Here is a 15,782-nt window from a genome sequence, read left to right as displayed (position 1 = left end):
ACGGGCTAATTCAGTCATGGATTCGCCATGCACGGCTTGTCCCGTGCGTCCACTTCTTCTGCGAGGAAGCATGGATGGGGCGACTTCTTTAAGCCCGTTGCGGTCAGCCGGCGGCTTCGCGCAAACTTGCTTCGTAACGCGCGCTAGCCCGCTCGAAGTCGCGGCGCGCTTCTTCGCGGTCGGAGCGGCCCTCTTCAAGCGTCAACGAATCCCATTTGCTCCGTTCTGTGGCGAAAAAATCGCCGCCATAGACGTGGATTGCGCCGCTCAGCCGGTCGATTGGATTGATGACCGAATGGATGATGTCGGTGCCGAGCGGCACGGTATCGCGCACGCACAAGGCCCTGGCGCCAGCAGCCTCGATCCTGTTCGGCTCGCCCGGAATGCGCCGCCAGAAGACGTTGTCCTCACGGCCCGCATAAACGCCGATCACGGCCCACATGTGATGGTCGTGAGGTGGCACGATATAGCTTGGGGGCCACACCACGTTGAGAATGGTCAGCGTCTCGGAATGGAAGAGCGCGCGGCTTTCGGGACGCTGCGGCTCGCCGAGTCCCTTGAATACCGCGGCCGGTTCAGACATCGCGCGGGCAACGATCTCGTGAATGGCTCGGTGCGACGGGTCCGCCGCGAACGCTGCGCGGCAGTCGGCAACGAAACGCTCGGTGTCAAACATCGCGATTCCCCTTTGGACAAATGTCGGGTGGGCGGCGTAAGAATGTCGCGGCTTGCTCAATGTGTCCAATGCATTTATTATTTATCTATTCATGCAATTGGCGCATTGAAAATGGACCTTCGACAGCTGCGCACCTTCGTCGTCGTGGCCGAGGCAGGCGGCTTTGCCGCCGCTCACCAACAGCTGCGTCTGAGCCAGCCGGCGGCCTCTCGCCAGATCCAGGCGCTCGAGGACGAACTCGGGATTCCGTTGTTCGATCGCGTCGGCCGCGGGATCAAACTGACTTCAGAAGGCGAGGATCTGTTACGACGCGGCCGCCGTCTCCTGCAGGATGCCGAATCGTTCGGCGAGCGTGCCCGCGCGCTGAGAACCGGCAAGGCCGGCGCGCTGCGCGTCGGCTGCAGCACCCAACATATGGAAACGGTGCTCGCCAATTTCCTCCCCATGTTCCGGCGCAAGCACCCTTCCGTGGTCATCGATTTGATCGAGGATGGTGGTGCCCGCGTTCCGGATCGTCTGCAGCGCGGCGACGTTCATCTCGCGATCATTCCAGCCGCCGAAGACGGCTATCACCGCCGGTTGCTGGCTCCCGTGCATATGCTTGCTGCGGTTTCGCCGCGGCATGGCTTCGCAAGCAGGCGGAAGCTGGAGATTGCCGAACTCGCCGAAGAGTCATTGCTGCTCCTGCGGCGGGACTTCGCATCTCGCGGCTGGTTCGATGCCGCCTGCAACGTCGCACACATCAGGCCACGTGTGATCCTCGAAAGCGCAGCGCCTCACACCCTGCTCGCGCTGGCAAAAGGCGGCAACGATGTCGCCATCGTACCGTCGAATGTCCAGATCCCGTCCGCGGGCGTCCGCGCCTTTCCGCTGATTCACAGGGGCGCCTCGATCGGGCGATGGACTGCCGTGGCTTGGGATCCGCAGCGCTTTCTGGCCCCTTATGCCAAATCCTTTATCGACGAACTCGTCGCCTATTGCGGCCAGCACTATCCGGGACGCGAGTTTGCCAAGCGCGTCTCTCCTCTACCGAGGCCGGAAGAAACAAAGGCGTAGCCGCCTTGCGGGAATCGCTGCGGATAGCCCGCTTCCGGGACCCGCCACGACGGCTCAATCACGAACAGGAAATGGTAGCTCGCGCCGTCGCGCGGATTCCAACGGCGAACCTAGCGCGGACGCTTCGGTCGCTTGAGTTCGGCGACCTTAAACTTCCCCGCGGCCTGCAGGCTGCTGCAAAGCCACCAGGCCCTGTTTCGGTACTCGCCCAGGAACCATTTGGTTTCGACGCAATCGACGTAGGATTTGTAGGTGAGGTTGTCTCGGCACGTCGACGAGAACGGTCCGTATGTTTGTCCGCCCGCCGACTCGCTGCACCCGACCCAAGGGTCCTTGCCATGCGGGAGGCTCGATTCGCAGCCACCGTTGCAATTGCTCGCGACTTTCTCCAGCGCGGCAATCCTGCCCAGCACTGAATCCGGCGCCGGCGACGGCGCTCGAGCGGTTGACGACGACGTCTGGGTAGTTCTCGATCTCCGGTGAGATACCCCCGTGGTCACCACCTGTGTCGCACGATTTGGCCTTGCCACCGGCTTCGGCGCCTCGACCGTGATGGAAGGAAGCGGCTTGGCTGGGTCTGTTTGCGACGCTGCCGGGCCGCACAGCCAGACAGTTGACAACACGGCGACGGCTGAAGGCGCGACAAGGCTCGACGGCAATCTCATGACATAGCCCTCCCAAATCCGGGACGGAAATGCCGTCCCGACGAGGGCACGGTACCATATAGCCCGAGTTTTGCTACCTAGGGTTGACGATAAATCTCCCAGTGTCTCACGATCGACATCGACATGGCGGCGAGAGAACGCCGACCGCTCGCACCTTTCCGGCGTCTGCTCCCGGCCCAAAGCCGAGCTCGAACGGCTCTTGCCGATATTCGCCTTTTGACCCGAAGCGGTTACTTGAACGACACCGACACGCGGTGGGATCGGATCGATTTTGCAGGCCCACGCCGTTAGGTCAACGGTTCTGCCCCATGGTCTCTTGTTCAGAAGTTGCCGGCGCCCCCTACTCTCGATCCAGCGGCCATGCTTTGGTCAAAACTGCGTTGAGTGTTTGGCAGGGTCATCGACTTGGAGAAAATACGATCGCCCTCCTTCGGGTGACATGGAACCGGGTGCCAAGTCGTTCCCTACCGCATTTTTGAGGTGCCCACCGCAAAGGCTTGTGATGGAACGGGCAAGGTTCGATAAGGCCGGGATTTTCGCTTTTGGCGATGCTCGGAGCGCTGTGACCTACTCGGTCGAAGTTTTTATCGTCACCGCGATCTACGGGAGCCTTGCGGCCTCCACACATTTCCTTCCCGCTATCAATCCAGCCGCGACACCGCTGTGGCCGCCAACCGGGGCTGCGCTCGCGCTCATGCTGCTGCGTGGCTACCGGATCTGGCCCGCGATCCTGGTGGGCGCTGTCGCGCCTTACCTGATGACCGACCGATCGCTCCTGGAGTTTGTCGCCGCCGGGATCGGCTGCCTCCTTGCTGCATTGGCCGGAACATGGCTGATCGGACGCTGGTCGAACGGACGCCAGACGTTTGCCACGCCATCCGGTGTCGCAAAGTTTGCAGGCATTTCCTTTGCGCCGACCGCGATGATCGGTTCATTCACCGCTTTGGCCGGATTCATCTTCGTCAACGAACCGAGCTTTCCCGATTCCATCGCCGCCGGGCTGACCTGGTGGCTTGCCGACGCAGCCGCGACCCTGCTGATTGCTCCGGTCATCGTGCTCTGGGCGATGATGTCCTTACGGATTTCCTCCAGGTGGGATCTGTTGGAATCGATCGCAGTTATCGCTCTCGCTGGTCTCATTGGGATCGTGGCCTACAGCCCGCTCATCGGCAGTGACCTCGTCAGCGACGATCTCAACGTGCCGTTGCCGCATCGCAGCCTGCTGGGCTTTCTGGCTTTGCTCCCGTTGATCTGGACCGGTCTGCGCGGCAATCGATGCACCGCGGCTACGGCTGCGCTCATTTTCACCGGAATGGCAGTCTGGGGGTTCGCGTTCGGTCATGATCCATTTCCGAAAACGGATCCGAACGGAGCGTTGTTGTCGCTGCTCGTGCTTTCGATCAGCGTATCGGCGCCCCCTCTTGCCCTGGCTGCGGCAATTGCCACGCGTCAGACCACGGAAGCCCATCTGCTTTCTGTGCAGGACCAACTGAACGGTCAACTTGAACGGAACGCCTTGGCGCTCGACAGCATCAGGCGGCACTTCCAAACCCTTATCGAAGGCGTCGTCGACTATGCGATTTTTGCGCTTGATAGAGAAGGACACGTTACGAGTTGGAATAGCACCGCTCAAAAAATCATCGGCTACACCTCGGAAGAAATCATCGGCAAGCATTTTGGAATATTTTATCGGCCGGATGAACGCCGCGCGGGTTCGCCAACACACGCGCTGGAGACGGCAATCGAAAGAGGCAAGTACGACGTCGAGGGTTGGCGCATCAGAAAGAATGGTACGCCGTTCTTCATCACGGGCTCGGTCTCGTCGAGCCATGATGACTCAGGAAATCTGATCGGCTTCATCAGCATTCTGCGGGACGCAACCGAGCGACGCGACGCAGAGGAGAAGCTGGTTCAGGCGCGCGAACAGCTCGCGATGTCGCAGAAGATGGAGGCAATCGGCAAGCTGACCGGCGGAATTGCACACGACTTCAACAATCTATTGATGATCATCGGAGGCAGTGCCCAGATTTTCACTCGCCTGCTTGATCCAAAACTGCCCAAGGCAATTGAAGCCATACAGACCGCGGCCAAACGAGGCGAAAGCCTCACACGCCAATTGTTGACATTCTCTCGCCATCAGCATCTCAGCCCGACGGTCGTCGATCTGAATGCGTCCATCAAGAACATGCGGACCATGATCGAGAGCTCGCTGCGCGGGAACATCGTGTACAATGAGAACGTCGGCGAGGGTGTCGCGTCGGTGAAGGTGGACCTCGCCGAGCTGGAACTTGCGATCGTCAACATCGCCGTTAATGCCCGCGATGCAATGCCAAGCGGCGGCACGTTCACCTTATCCGTCCATGCGGTGACCGCGAACCAGGAAACCGGCGGCGATCGCCGCGCAAAGGCTTTCTTTGCGATAGCGCTTGGCGATACCGGCACCGGCATTCCGCCAAACCTGCTGTCCAAGATGTTCGATCCGTTTTTCACGACCAAAGAGGTCGGCAAGGGTACCGGGCTCGGCTTGTCCCAAGTCTATGGTTTCGCGCACCAGGCCGGCGGCACGGTGACGGCGGACAGCAAGGTTGGACAGGGAACAACGATTACAATCTACTTGCCGTCCTGCGCAGACGAGCAAATCACCAGCAAAGAGCTGGCCGCCGCCAGAACAAGAGCAAGGCAGCCGCAGCGGCAGACGGTTCTCGTTGTCGACGACAGCCCCGAGGTGGCGGATGTGACATCTTCGCTGTTCGAGCATCTGGGCTATGACACGATCTATCGAGATTCGGCCGAAGCGGCGCTGAAATTGCTCGAAGCCGGTACAAAGATCGATCTCGTCTTCAGCGATATCGTCATGCCCGGGACCATCGATGGCGTCGGGCTCGCGAGAGAAGTCAGGTCGCGATACCCCGGTTTGCCCATCGCCCTTACAACCGGTTACAGCGATGCCGCAAAAGCGGCTCCGCCAAGTCTAAGGATCCTCCGCAAGCCATTCGACACCGACGCACTGAGAGATTTTATCCACGATCTTGCGCCGCCGCGACCACCGCGATCATCCGGCACGTCCATGACGTCAGACACGACTGAAGCCTCGCGCAGAAATTGACCGGTCGCACCATTGCAGAAGCAGCTCGTCGCGCAGCTTGACGAAGCGTTGATCCGCACCATCACTGCTGGTGGACATGACTGCTTCTAGCGATCCTGGAAGGCCAGCCGCGCACCGAGCGCGACCAGGATGCTGCCGCCGATCCGCTGCATGATGCGCTGCGACGTCTTCGAGCGCTGCAGCCTCGACATCACGGCGCTGGCGAGGAACACGCAGACGATGTCGACCGCCGAGAAGGTAAGGTTGACTGTTGTGCCGAGCAGAAACAGCTGGGCCCAGACCGGCAGGCTGGCCGACGCATCGACGAATTGCGGCAGGAACGCGAGGAAGAAGATCGCCGTCTTCGGATTGAGCACCTCGACGACGATGCTTTGCGCGAAGGCGCGCTCCGCCGAGAGCGGGGCAAGTGTGGGGCGCTTTGCAGTGTCGCGGTCGCGGAACAGCGACAGCCCGAGCCAGACCAGGTAGGCCGCACCGGCAAGCTTCATCGCCATGAACAGCGGCGGCACCGCATGAAACAGCAGAGCGAGGCCGGCCGCCGCGCCGACGACATGGACATAGCCGCCGAGATGCAGCCCGAGCGAGGCCATCAGCCCCGCGCGCCGGCCACCCGCCAGCGTGCGCGCCGCGGCGTACAGCATGGCGGGACCCGGGATCAGCGCGAATATCGCGGTCGTGATCGCGAAGGCGAGGTACAATTCCATCGGGCGCTTTCGTCTCAACTCGCCGGGATCATCGCGGCGACCTCGCGGTCATGGGGATTGTCGCTTGCCTCAAGCCCTGCGATGACGCCGGCGCGATCCTCGAGCTTGCGGTTCTGGCTCATCTTCTTCTTGGCGTCGATCCGCGTGATCGGCATCCGGAAGCCGACGATCCCGCGCAGCTGCGCCTTGATGAAATCATCAGGCGCGTCGCTGACCTGCCAGACTTCCGGACGCGCATTCTCGTGCAGCTCGGTCAACCGGGTCACGACGTCGAGCAGACGGTCGGCATCCTCGAAGAACTCGGCCGCGCCATAGGCGTGGACAGCGACGTAATTCCAGGTCGGCACCACCTTGCCGTGCTCGGCCTTGGTCGCGTACCAGGACGGCGTCACATAGGCGTCGGGCCCCATGAAGATCGCCATCGCCTCACCGACTGCGGGCAGCTTCCACTGCGGATTGGGCCGCGCGACGTGACCGTACAGCGTGCCGTAGTCGCCCTCGTTCTCATTGAGGATCAGCGGCAGCGGCGTGCCGATCAGGCCGTCGGCGGTTGCGGTGACCAGCGTCGCGAGCCGCGACGCCCGCATCGCGGCGTGGACCGGACCGAGCTCATCCATCCTGAAATGCGGCGGCAGGTACATGGTAGACCTCTGGTGGACCCCATCAATTGCTGCTCGCACCATAGCGCTGAAGTGGCCTATGATAAGAGCCACTTTCGATCATCTTGATTGGTCCACTATGCCCCGCCTGCGCACCACGATCAGCATCCCTTCGCTCCGGGCCGTCGACCGCGCCGCCGGACAGGTCGGGCGCCAGATCGCGCAGGCCCTGCGCGCCGCGATTGCGAGCGGCGAACTGAAGGCCGGGGAATTGCTGCCGTCGACCCGCGCGCTGTCGGCCTCGCTCGGCGTTGCGCGCGGCACGGTCACGGAAGCCTTCGAGCAGTTGCTGGCCGAGGGCTATCTGGAATCGCAGGTCGGTGCCGGCACCCGCGTCGCGCCGACGCTTGCCGAGCAGGCTCGGCCCGTCGTGGTCCATCGCAAGCCGAACAAATCAGCGCCGATCCGGTTGCCGCCGCGCGCGGCGCGGCTTGGCAAAGTGGCGGCGGCCTTCACGCCGATGCCGGAAGTCCCGTTTGCGATCGCGGTCCCCGGCAGCGCGGTCGCGCCCGACGACCATTGGCGCCGCCTCGGCAACCGCGTGCGCGCATCGCGCGCCGCGGCGCCTTCGAGCTATGGCGATCCGCGCGGCCTGATCGAGCTGCGGCAGGCGATCGCCGACTATGTGCGCAAATCCCGCGCGGTGCATTGCGAGCCCGAGCAGGTCGTGATCACGGCCGGCACCCAGCAAGGCCTCTATCTCGCCGGCCGTGTGCTGCTGTCGTCAGGCGATCGCGTCTGGGCCGAGGATCCCGCCTATCCCGGCATGACCGCCGTGCTCGACGAGCTCGATCTCGTCACCACGCGCGTATTGGTCGATGCGCAGGGCATCGACGTCGATGCCGCGATCGCCGCGTGCCCGCACGCACGCGCAACTTTCGTGACGCCGTCGCATCAATATCCGCTGGGCATGCCGATGAGCATGGCCCGCCGCAATGCGCTGGTGGCGTGGGCGCAACGAAGCAATGCCTGGATCGTCGAGGACGATTACGACAGCGAGCTGCGCTATGCCGGGCATCCCTTCCCGTCGATGCAAGGCCTCGCCCCATCGCGGGTGATTTATCTCGGCACGCTGAGCAAGGTGCTGTTCCCCTCGCTGCGGCTCGGCTACGTCGTGGCGCCCGCGCCGCTGATCGACGCCTTCGCCGGCGCGCGCGGGCTGCTCGACCGGCATTCGCCGACCGCCGATCAGCACGTGCTGGCGGCCTATATGCGCGAGGGGCTGTTCGAGGCGCATATCAGGCGCATTCGCGGCGTCTATGCCGCACGGCGTGCGACGCTGATCGCGGCGCTGACGCGTCACATGCCCGACGACGTCACGCTGCAGCCGAGCGACCAGGGCATGCATCTGTTGTTGTGGCTACCCCACGGCCTCGACGATGTGCAACTGGCAAAATCAGCGCTTGCCGCCGGCATCGTCGTGCGGCCGATTTCGCCGATGTACAAGGCAGCGGCGCAGCCCGGCCTGATGCTCGGCTTCGGCGGCTTCGAACCGGAGGAGCTGGAGGCGGCGGCGATCAGGCTGCGGCGCGTGATGGATCAGCACACGCCGCCACGGCGGACCAAGCCACGCCGCGCGGACGCGTCACACTGATTTGCTGTCCGGATTACTGCTCGAACGCCGCCTTGAGGCGGTTGAGCTGCGGCACCAGCGGGTTGCCGATGGTCGAGCGATCCGGCGCCGGCGCGTGGATCGTGGTGTCGAGGCGGCGGACGCGCGCCTGCAGATCCATCGAACGGGCGATCAGCTGCTGCAATTGCTCGGGCAGCTTGGTCACCATGTCGGCTGGGCCGGGATCGGCGGCCGACAGCTTCACCTTGGTCTTTTCGCGATTGGCCTGGGTCAGCGTCATCTCGCCTTCCTTGACCGCGCGATGCAGCAGCAGCCAGGAGGCGAGCTGCATCAGCCGCGTGGTCAGGCGCATGCTTTCGGTGGCATAGGTCAGGCTCACGGACCGTTCGAGCGCCTTGGCCTCGGCACGTCCGTCACCGTCGAGATAGGCGGCGGTCTGCTCGACCAGATCCATGCCTTCCCGGAACAGCACGCCGAATGCCGCAGAATTGGTCAGCCGTTCACTGAACAGTACAAGCCCGGCTTCGCTCTGGGAACGATCGGCCATGGTTAACGCCCTCACACCACCGTAACGCCCGCTGGCATCTGACGCGCCAGCTTATGATGAACAAATCATTGCGCGGGCGCGCCGAAGAGTCCAGCCGCAACCGGATTTATGGTTTCCAGCCGATAGGACGCACAAAAAAGAGCCGCCGTTTCCGGCGGCTTTTGAAGTTGATAACAGGGAGGCGTCAAACAGAGTGGACAGGAGCCACTCGGTGTCCAAACGAGGACAATGCAGTCATAATCGAGAAAGCTTAACCGATCGTAAATGAACGGATTTCTTGACGCTTTGTTTGCCATGTCGGCCATTGACCTAGTTTGGGACAGGTCTCTTCTTCCCCCTGAAAGGGGGAAGGTCGGATGGGGGTCAACCGCAGGCGACGGCGTATTTGGAGAGAGCTGATCCCCACCCGCTTTGCTCTGGTGAGCAAAGCGACCTCCCCTTTTCAAGGGGAGGTAGAGCAGCGTAGCCCGGATGGAGCGCAGCGAAATCCGGGAACGGTCCATCCGCGGATAGCGCGGCCCCGGATTGCGCTTCGCTCCATCCGGGCTACGAGGACCGAGTGATGTGGCGACCTACGACTTGAAGAACGCGTTGGCGGCGTCCTTCGACGCGCGCTTCTTCGTCATCGCTTCTTTCAGGCGATCGACTTCGGCGTTGAGCAGCGCGATGCGCTCGGTCAATTCCTCGACCGACAGCAGCGAGAGATCCTGTCCGATCTCGTGGCTGATTTTCTTCCGCGGCCGGTCCTCATCCTCAATCGGCATGTGTCTTCCCCGCGATGCTGATCTGGCGCCCTGCGCCCAGCGATGATAGATATCCGTCCAGAGGAGAATTTTGCAGTGACTTTCGTGTGCGCGCAACATCTGACGCGAATGCCCCGGCCCGACCGCAAGGAGTCTGACCGGACGGGATAGTTGCGCGCCTGCGCGCGAGGCATGAGCCGACCCCAAGCCCTTCCGATCATGCGGGAGGGCTTTTTGATTTTTGATTGTCCGGGATCGGCATCACCGAACGTGAAAGACTGCACCCATGACCAGGATTCTCATCACCAGCGCGCTGCCCTACGTCAACGGCGTCAAGCATCTCGGCAACCTCGTCGGCTCGCTGCTGCCCGCCGACGTCCACGCCCGCTTCCGCCGCCAGACCGGCTGCGATGTGCTCTTCATCTGCGCGACCGACGAGCACGGCACGCCGGCCGAGCTCGGCGCCATCGAGGCCGGACAGGAGGTCCGGGCGTTCTGCGCCGCGCAGCACGCCGTCCAGGCCGACATCTACCGGCGTTTCGGCCTGTCCTTCGATCATTTCGGCCGCACCAGCTCGTCGCACAACCATGTGCTGACGCAGCACTTCTATCGCCGGCTCGATGACGCCGGGCTGATCGAAGCACGCACTTCGCGACAGGTGTTCTCGCCGGCCGACCGGCGCTTCCTGCCCGACCGCTACGTGCTCGGCACCTGTCCGCATTGCGGCGACGCCGGTGCGCGCGGCGATCAATGCGACCATTGCGGCACGCTGCTCGACCCGCCGGACCTCATCGATCCCCGCTCGGCGCTATCAGGCGACCGCGCGCTCGAGATCCGCGACAGCCGTCATCTTTATCTGCGCCAGTCGCAGCTGGTCGACAGCATCGGCGCATGGATCGACAGCCGCACCGGGTGGCCGCCCTTCGTGGTGTCGACCGCGAAGGGCTGGCTCAATGCGGAGCTGCGCGACCGCTGCATCACCCGCGATCTCGCCTGGGGCATCGCGGTGCCGCGCGACGGCTTCGACGGCAAGGTGTTCTATGTCTGGTTCGACGCGCCGATCGGCTACATCGCGGCGACACAGGAATGGGCCGACGCCGCGCCTGGCCGCGACTGGCGGCAATGGTGGTGGCAGGCCGATGACGTCAGCTACATCCAGTTTCTCGGCAAGGACAACATCCCGTTCCACACCGTGAGCTTTCCGGCGACGCTGATCGGCTCCGGCGAACCGTGGAAGACCGCCGATGTGATCAAGGGATTCCATTGGCTGAATTACGAGGGCGGCAAGTTCTCGACCAGCAGGAAGCGCGGCATCTTCACCGATGCGGCGCTGGAGGAATTGCCGGCCGATCTCTGGCGCTGGTGGCTGATCGCCAACGCGCCGGAGAGCGCCGACACAGATTTCAGCGTCACCCGGTTCGTTGCCGATGTGAACAAGGATCTCGCCGACATCTTCGGCAATCTCGCCAACCGCATCATCAGCTTCGCGCATCGCGCCTTCGACGGTCACATCCCGGATGGTGGCGCTCCCGGCGATGCCGAGCGCCAACTCGCGCTTGAACTGGAGCAGCGCATCGCAGCGCTGCACCGCCATCACACGGCGCTGGAGTTTCGCGCCGCTGCGGCCGCGACCCGCACGATCTGGGACACCGCGAATGCTTACCTGCAGCACGCAGCGCCATGGACGGCGATCAAGTCCGATCCGGTCCGCGCGGCGGTCATCACCCGCGTCGGGCTCAATCTCGTCGCGCTCAGCGCCACGCTGGCGTGGAGCATCGTGCCTCACCTCGCGGCGCACGTGCTCGGCGCGCTCGGTCGCAATGATGCCGTGCCGTGCTGGCCCACTGGCCCACTCGTTCCGCTGCTGGATCGTGGCGCGGGCACGCCCGTCTCAAGGCTCGGCCCGCTGGTCGAGAAAATCACGCCTGAGCGAGCCGGCCAGCTCACGGCGCGGTTCGGGGCTTAATGGCGTTTCGCTTCGGTGGAAAAGGCGGTATGCCATCCGCCAATCCTCTCCATTGACCAGGGACCAGCCATGCCAAATCTGCCCGCGCAAATGACCGTCGTTGCCATCAGCAAGCCGGGTGGCCCTGAGGTGCTGGTGCCGGAGACCCGCGCGGTGCCGGTGCCGAAGGCCGGCGAGATTTTGGTCAAGGTCGCGGCCGCCGGCGTCAATCGTCCCGACGTCGCGCAGCGCTCCGGCTCCTATCCGCCGCCGCCCGGCGCCAGCGACCTGCCCGGCCTCGAAATCGCGGGCGAAGTGGTCGCGCTCGGCGAAGGCGCAAAGCACAAAATCGGCGACAAGGTGATGTCGCTGGTCGCCGGCGGCGGCTACGCGCAATATTGCATCGCGCAGGACGCGCAGGCGATGACCGTGCCGCCCTCGCTGTCGATGCAGGAAGCCGGCGCGATTCCGGAAACGCTGATGACCGTCTGGCACAATGTGTTCGAGCGCGGCGCGCTCCAGGCCGGGGAGACGCTGCTGATCCACGGCGGCTCGTCGGGCATCGGCACGATGGCGATCCAGCTTGCCAAGGCGTTCGGCGCCAAGGTGATCGTCACCGTCGGCTCGCAGGACAAGGCCGATGCCTGCCTCAAGCTCGGCGCCGATCACGCGGTCAACTACAAGACCGAGGATTTCGTCGAGGCGGTGAAGAAGGCCACCGGCGGCAACGGCGCCAATGTCATCCTCGACATGGTGGGCGGCGACTATATCGACCGGAACTACGACGCCGCCGCGGTCGAGGGCCGCATCGTCCAGATCGCGTTCCTGTCGGGAACACCGAAGGCCTCAGCCAATTTCGCCAAGCTGATGGTCAAGCGGCTGCACCACACCGGCTCGACGCTGCGCCCCCGTAGTAATGCGGACAAGGCGGCGATGGTCGCGGCGATCGAGGCAAAGGTGCTGCCCTTGCTGCGCGAAGGCCGCGTCAAACCGCTGATGGACAGCACATTCCCGCTGGAAAAGGCCGCCGACGCGCACCGGCGCATGGAGACCAGCGAACATATTGGCAAAATTGTGTTGGCGGTTTAACCCTCGCGACGGAAGCAGGGGCGGAAACCCTTTGATTCCCTTCGCTTTCGTGTCATTTATCGCGCCACCGCCGGGCCGGTTGCCGGGCCCGGTCAGTTTGTCGATCGCGGAGTACTGACATTGCGTCTGATCAGGTGCCTTGCGCTGCTCGCGCTGGGCCTCATGATGTTTGCCGCCGCGCCTGCCGCGTATGCGATCGACGCGGTCAGCGTGCGCAGCGATGCGCCGGCGATCGATTTGACGGCGGTTCTCGACCATCAGCGCAGTGAAACCGACCGCATCCAGGTCTCCACCGCGCCCGGAACCGACGGCATCGTGCGCCGCATCGAGGTTCGCGCCCGCGAAGGCGGCCAGAACTGGGTGGTGTTCGCGCTTGCCAACAACACCGACGACCAGCTCGACCGTCTGATCGTCGCGCCGCACTACCGCATCGTGTCGTCCGGCCTGCTGTGGCCCGACCTCGGCCTGTCGCGCATCGCCACCATCACGCCGTCGGTCGGCGATCGTCCGGAGCGGCAGGAGAGCCCGACCGCCGACGTGTTCCGCATCACGCTCGATCCCGGCGCCGTCGTCACCTATGTCGCGGAACTGCGCACCGACAAGCTGCCGCAGCTCTATCTGTGGGAACCTGACGCCTACAAGGACAAGGTCAACTCGTTCACGCTGTACCAGGGCATCGTGATCGGCATCTCGGGCCTGCTCGCGCTCGTGCTCACGATCTTGTTTGTGGTCAAGGGCAGCATCATGTTCCCGGCCGCCGCGGCGCTGGCCTGGGCGGTGCTGGTCTATATCGGCGTCGACTTCGGCTTCTGGGGCAAGGTGCTCGACATGTCGAACAACGCCGAGCGCGTCTGGCGCGCGGCGGGCGAGGCGATCCTCGCCGCGACACTGCTGGTGTTCCTGTTCGCCTATCTGAATTTGAGTCGCTGGCACGTCCGCTACTCGCACATCACGATCGGCTGGCTGGTCTTCCTCGGCTCGCTGGTCGCGCTGGCGCTGTTCGATCCCGCGGTCGCCTCCGGCATCGCGCGCATGTCGCTGGTCATGATCGCCTTCGCCGGCTTCGCGCTGATCGTCTATCTCTCGACCCACGGCTTCGACCGCGCGGTGTTGTTGATCCCGACCTGGTTCCTGCTGGTGGTCTGGGTGGTCGCGGCCGGCATGACGGTCGCAGGCTCCGTCACCAACGACATCGTCGGCCCCGCACTGCTCGGCGGCCTGGTGCTGATCGTGATGCTGATCGGATTCACGGTGATGCAGCACGCCTTCGCCGGCGGCGGCGCCACCACCGGCGTCGTCTCCGATGTCGAGCGCCGGGCGCTGGCGCTGACCGGCTCCGGCGACCTGATCTGGGATTGGGACGTGTCAGCCGACAAGGTGTTCACCAGCCCCGAGACCGAGGCCCTGCTCGGCCTCAAGCGCGGCACGCTGGAAGGCCCGGCGGCGAAGTGGCTCGAGGTGCTGCACCCGCTCGACCAGGACCGCTTCCGCGCCGCGCTCGACAGCGTGCTCGACCAGCGCCGCGGCCGCCTGGTGCAGGATTTCCGGCTGCGCACGCCGGACGGTCACTTCATGTGGTTCGCGCTCAAGGCGCGGCCGGTGGTCGGCTCCGACGGCGAGGTTTCGCGCGTGGTCGGCACCCTCACCGACGTCACCGAGTTCAAGAACTCCGAAGAGCGGATGCTTCATGACTCCGTCCATGACAACCTGACCGGCCTTCCGAACCGCCGGCTGTTCATGGACCGCCTCGGCGCGGTGGCGAATCTCGCCAAGACCATGCCGAACCTGCGGCCGACCCTGATGGTGATCGACCTCGACCGCTTCAAGCAGGTCAACGATTCCGTCGGGATTGCGGTCGGCGATTCCATTTTGCTGACGCTGGCGCGACGGCTGACCCGCATCCTCAAGCCGCAGGACACGCTGGCGCGCATGGCCGGCGACCAGTTCGGCCTGATCCTGCTGTCGGAGCAGGACCCGGCACGGATCACCAATTTCGCCGAGACCATCCGCAAGACCATCCGCGCCCCGATCGCGTTCAACGACCGCGAGATCTTCCTGACCGCCTCGATAGGGCTTGCGCTGTCCGACCCCGCGGCGCCGCTGACCGACGAGATCATCAAGGACGCCGAGCTTGCGATGTATCATTCCAAGCGGATCGGCGGCGATCGCATCGACGTCTACAAGCCGGCGATGCGGGCGCGCAAGACCGACCGCCTGACGCTGGAGAGCGACCTGCGCCGCGCCATCGAGCGGCAGGAGATCACGATCCTGTACCAGCCGATCGTGCGGCTGGAGGATCGCGCGATCGCCGGCTTCGAGGCGCTGGCGCGCTGGGATCATCCCAAGCTCGGACGGATGTCACCGTCGGAGTTCATCAACGTCGCCGAGGAGACCGGCCTGATCGTCGATCTCGGCATGTTCGTGATGGACCAGACCGCGCGCCAGCTCGCGGTGTGGCAGCGCGCGATGCGCGCCCGCGAGCCGATCTTCGCATCGGTCAACGTGTCGTCGCGGCAGCTGCTGCGCCACGATCTGATCCACGATATCCGCACCGTGCTGTCGCGCTCCTCGGTGGCGCGCGGCACGCTGAAGCTGGAGCTGACGGAATCGCTGGTCATGGAGAACCCGGAGCACGCCGCCCAGATGCTGGCGCGGATCCGCGAGCTTGGCACCGGGCTGTCGCTCGACGATTTCGGCACCGGCCACTCCTCACTGTCCTATCTGCAGCGCTTCCCGTTCGACACCATCAAGATCGACCAATCCTTCGTCCGCACCACCAGCCGCGGCACCCGCCCGGTGATCCTGAAATCGATCATCGCGCTGGCGCACGATCTCGGCATGGAGGTGGTCGCGGAAGGCGCCGAGACGGATTCGGATGCCGTCGAGCTCTACCAGCTCGGCTGCGAATACGCCCAGGGCTTTGCCTTCGGCGAGCCGATGGACGCGGATGCGGCGACCCGGCTCCTCACCGAGGAACGGCTGGAAGCCGCGAGCTAGCTCTTGTCGTCCCGGCCTTGAG

At 64.2% G+C, this 15,782-nt stretch carries 11 protein-coding genes; 6 read left to right on the top strand and 5 right to left on the bottom strand.

Features of this window, described 5'->3' with window-relative positions; genetic code table 11:
* Positions 1–103: 103 nt before the first annotated feature.
* Entirely contained in the window at positions 104–676 is a 573-nt protein-coding gene (locus ACVWY5_RS42945) for a hypothetical protein (protein ID WP_028333669.1), read from the bottom strand.
* A gap of 42 nt (positions 677–718) precedes the next feature.
* Between ACVWY5_RS42945 and ACVWY5_RS42940 the strand changes: the two genes are divergently transcribed.
* The gene (locus ACVWY5_RS42940; RefSeq protein WP_080667043.1) at positions 719–1,732 is read left to right on the top strand and encodes a LysR family transcriptional regulator; all 1,014 of its coding nucleotides are present in this window, start codon (positions 719–721) and stop codon (positions 1,730–1,732) included.
* Positions 1,733–2,959: 1,227 nt separating this feature from the next.
* On the top strand, positions 2,960–5,503 hold the full coding sequence (locus ACVWY5_RS42935) for an MASE1 domain-containing protein (RefSeq protein ID WP_321176738.1): 2,544 nt from the start codon (positions 2,960–2,962) through the stop codon (positions 5,501–5,503).
* 86 nt (positions 5,504–5,589) lie between these two features.
* Here the strand turns inward: ACVWY5_RS42935 and ACVWY5_RS42930 are convergent, their stop codons facing one another.
* Entirely contained in the window at positions 5,590–6,207 is a 618-nt protein-coding gene (locus ACVWY5_RS42930; RefSeq protein ID WP_028333671.1) for a LysE family translocator, read from the bottom strand.
* Between the two features lie 14 nt (positions 6,208–6,221).
* A complete protein-coding gene (locus ACVWY5_RS42925) occupies positions 6,222–6,848 on the bottom strand; it encodes an FMN-binding negative transcriptional regulator (protein ID WP_028333672.1) in 627 nt (208 codons plus the stop codon).
* Between the two features lie 97 nt (positions 6,849–6,945).
* On the opposite strand from ACVWY5_RS42925, the gene pdxR reads away from it, so the two are divergent.
* Positions 6,946–8,460, top strand: coding sequence for a MocR-like pyridoxine biosynthesis transcription factor PdxR (gene pdxR, locus ACVWY5_RS42920; RefSeq protein ID WP_028333673.1), 1,515 nt, complete (start codon positions 6,946–6,948; stop codon positions 8,458–8,460).
* A gap of 13 nt (positions 8,461–8,473) precedes the next feature.
* On the opposite strand, the gene rcdA is transcribed toward pdxR, so the two are convergent.
* Both rcdA and ACVWY5_RS42910 read right to left on the bottom strand, forming a co-directional pair.
* Positions 8,474–8,986 carry a protease adaptor protein RcdA gene (gene rcdA / locus ACVWY5_RS42915; protein WP_028333674.1) on the bottom strand — a complete coding sequence of 171 codons (513 nt, stop codon included), beginning with the start codon at positions 8,984–8,986 and terminating at the stop codon, positions 8,474–8,476.
* Between the two features lie 572 nt (positions 8,987–9,558).
* A complete protein-coding gene (locus ACVWY5_RS42910) occupies positions 9,559–9,750 on the bottom strand; it encodes a DUF1192 domain-containing protein (RefSeq protein ID WP_016845225.1) in 192 nt (63 codons plus the stop codon).
* Positions 9,751–10,015: 265 nt separating this feature from the next.
* Here ACVWY5_RS42910 and metG point away from each other — a divergent pair, with 265 nt between their 5' ends.
* The 3 genes from metG to ACVWY5_RS42895 all read left to right on the top strand — a co-directional run bounded on the left by metG (position 10,016) and on the right by ACVWY5_RS42895 (position 15,760).
* A complete protein-coding gene (gene metG, locus ACVWY5_RS42905; RefSeq protein ID WP_028333675.1) occupies positions 10,016–11,695 on the top strand; it encodes a methionine--tRNA ligase in 1,680 nt (559 codons plus the stop codon).
* 69 nt (positions 11,696–11,764) lie between these two features.
* Complete coding sequence (locus ACVWY5_RS42900) at positions 11,765–12,763, top strand: NAD(P)H-quinone oxidoreductase (protein ID WP_028333676.1); 999 nt, start codon at positions 11,765–11,767, stop codon at positions 12,761–12,763.
* Between the two features lie 120 nt (positions 12,764–12,883).
* Entirely contained in the window at positions 12,884–15,760 is a 2,877-nt protein-coding gene (locus tag ACVWY5_RS42895) for an EAL domain-containing protein (protein ID WP_028333677.1), read from the top strand.
* Positions 15,761–15,782 lie beyond the last annotated feature (22 nt).

It is taken from the genome of Bradyrhizobium sp. USDA 3256 (genome assembly GCF_054058275.1).
Note: the sequence above shows the minus strand (reverse complement) of the source record. Positions and strands in the feature narration are given on the sequence as shown.

Bases quoted from the DNA above. Each gene is read 5' to 3' on its own strand.
- ACVWY5_RS42910 (WP_016845225.1), bottom strand. From the start codon at position 9,750: ATGCCGATTGAGGATGAGGACCGGCCGCGGAAGAAAATCAGCCACGAG.
- pdxR (WP_028333673.1), top strand. From the start codon at position 6,946: ATGCCCCGCCTGCGCACCACGATCAGCATCCCTTCGCTCCGGGCCGTC.
- ACVWY5_RS42925 (WP_028333672.1), bottom strand. From the start codon at position 6,848: ATGTACCTGCCGCCGCATTTCAGGATGGATGAGCTCGGTCCGGTCCAC.
- metG (WP_028333675.1), top strand. From the start codon at position 10,016: ATGACCAGGATTCTCATCACCAGCGCGCTGCCCTACGTCAACGGCGTC.
- ACVWY5_RS42900 (WP_028333676.1), top strand. From the start codon at position 11,765: ATGCCAAATCTGCCCGCGCAAATGACCGTCGTTGCCATCAGCAAGCCG.
- ACVWY5_RS42940 (WP_080667043.1), top strand. From the start codon at position 719: ATGTCGCGGCTTGCTCAATGTGTCCAATGCATTTATTATTTATCTATT.
- ACVWY5_RS42930 (WP_028333671.1), bottom strand. From the start codon at position 6,207: ATGGAATTGTACCTCGCCTTCGCGATCACGACCGCGATATTCGCGCTG.
- rcdA (WP_028333674.1), bottom strand. From the start codon at position 8,986: ATGGCCGATCGTTCCCAGAGCGAAGCCGGGCTTGTACTGTTCAGTGAA.
- ACVWY5_RS42945 (WP_028333669.1), bottom strand. From the start codon at position 676: ATGTTTGACACCGAGCGTTTCGTTGCCGACTGCCGCGCAGCGTTCGCG.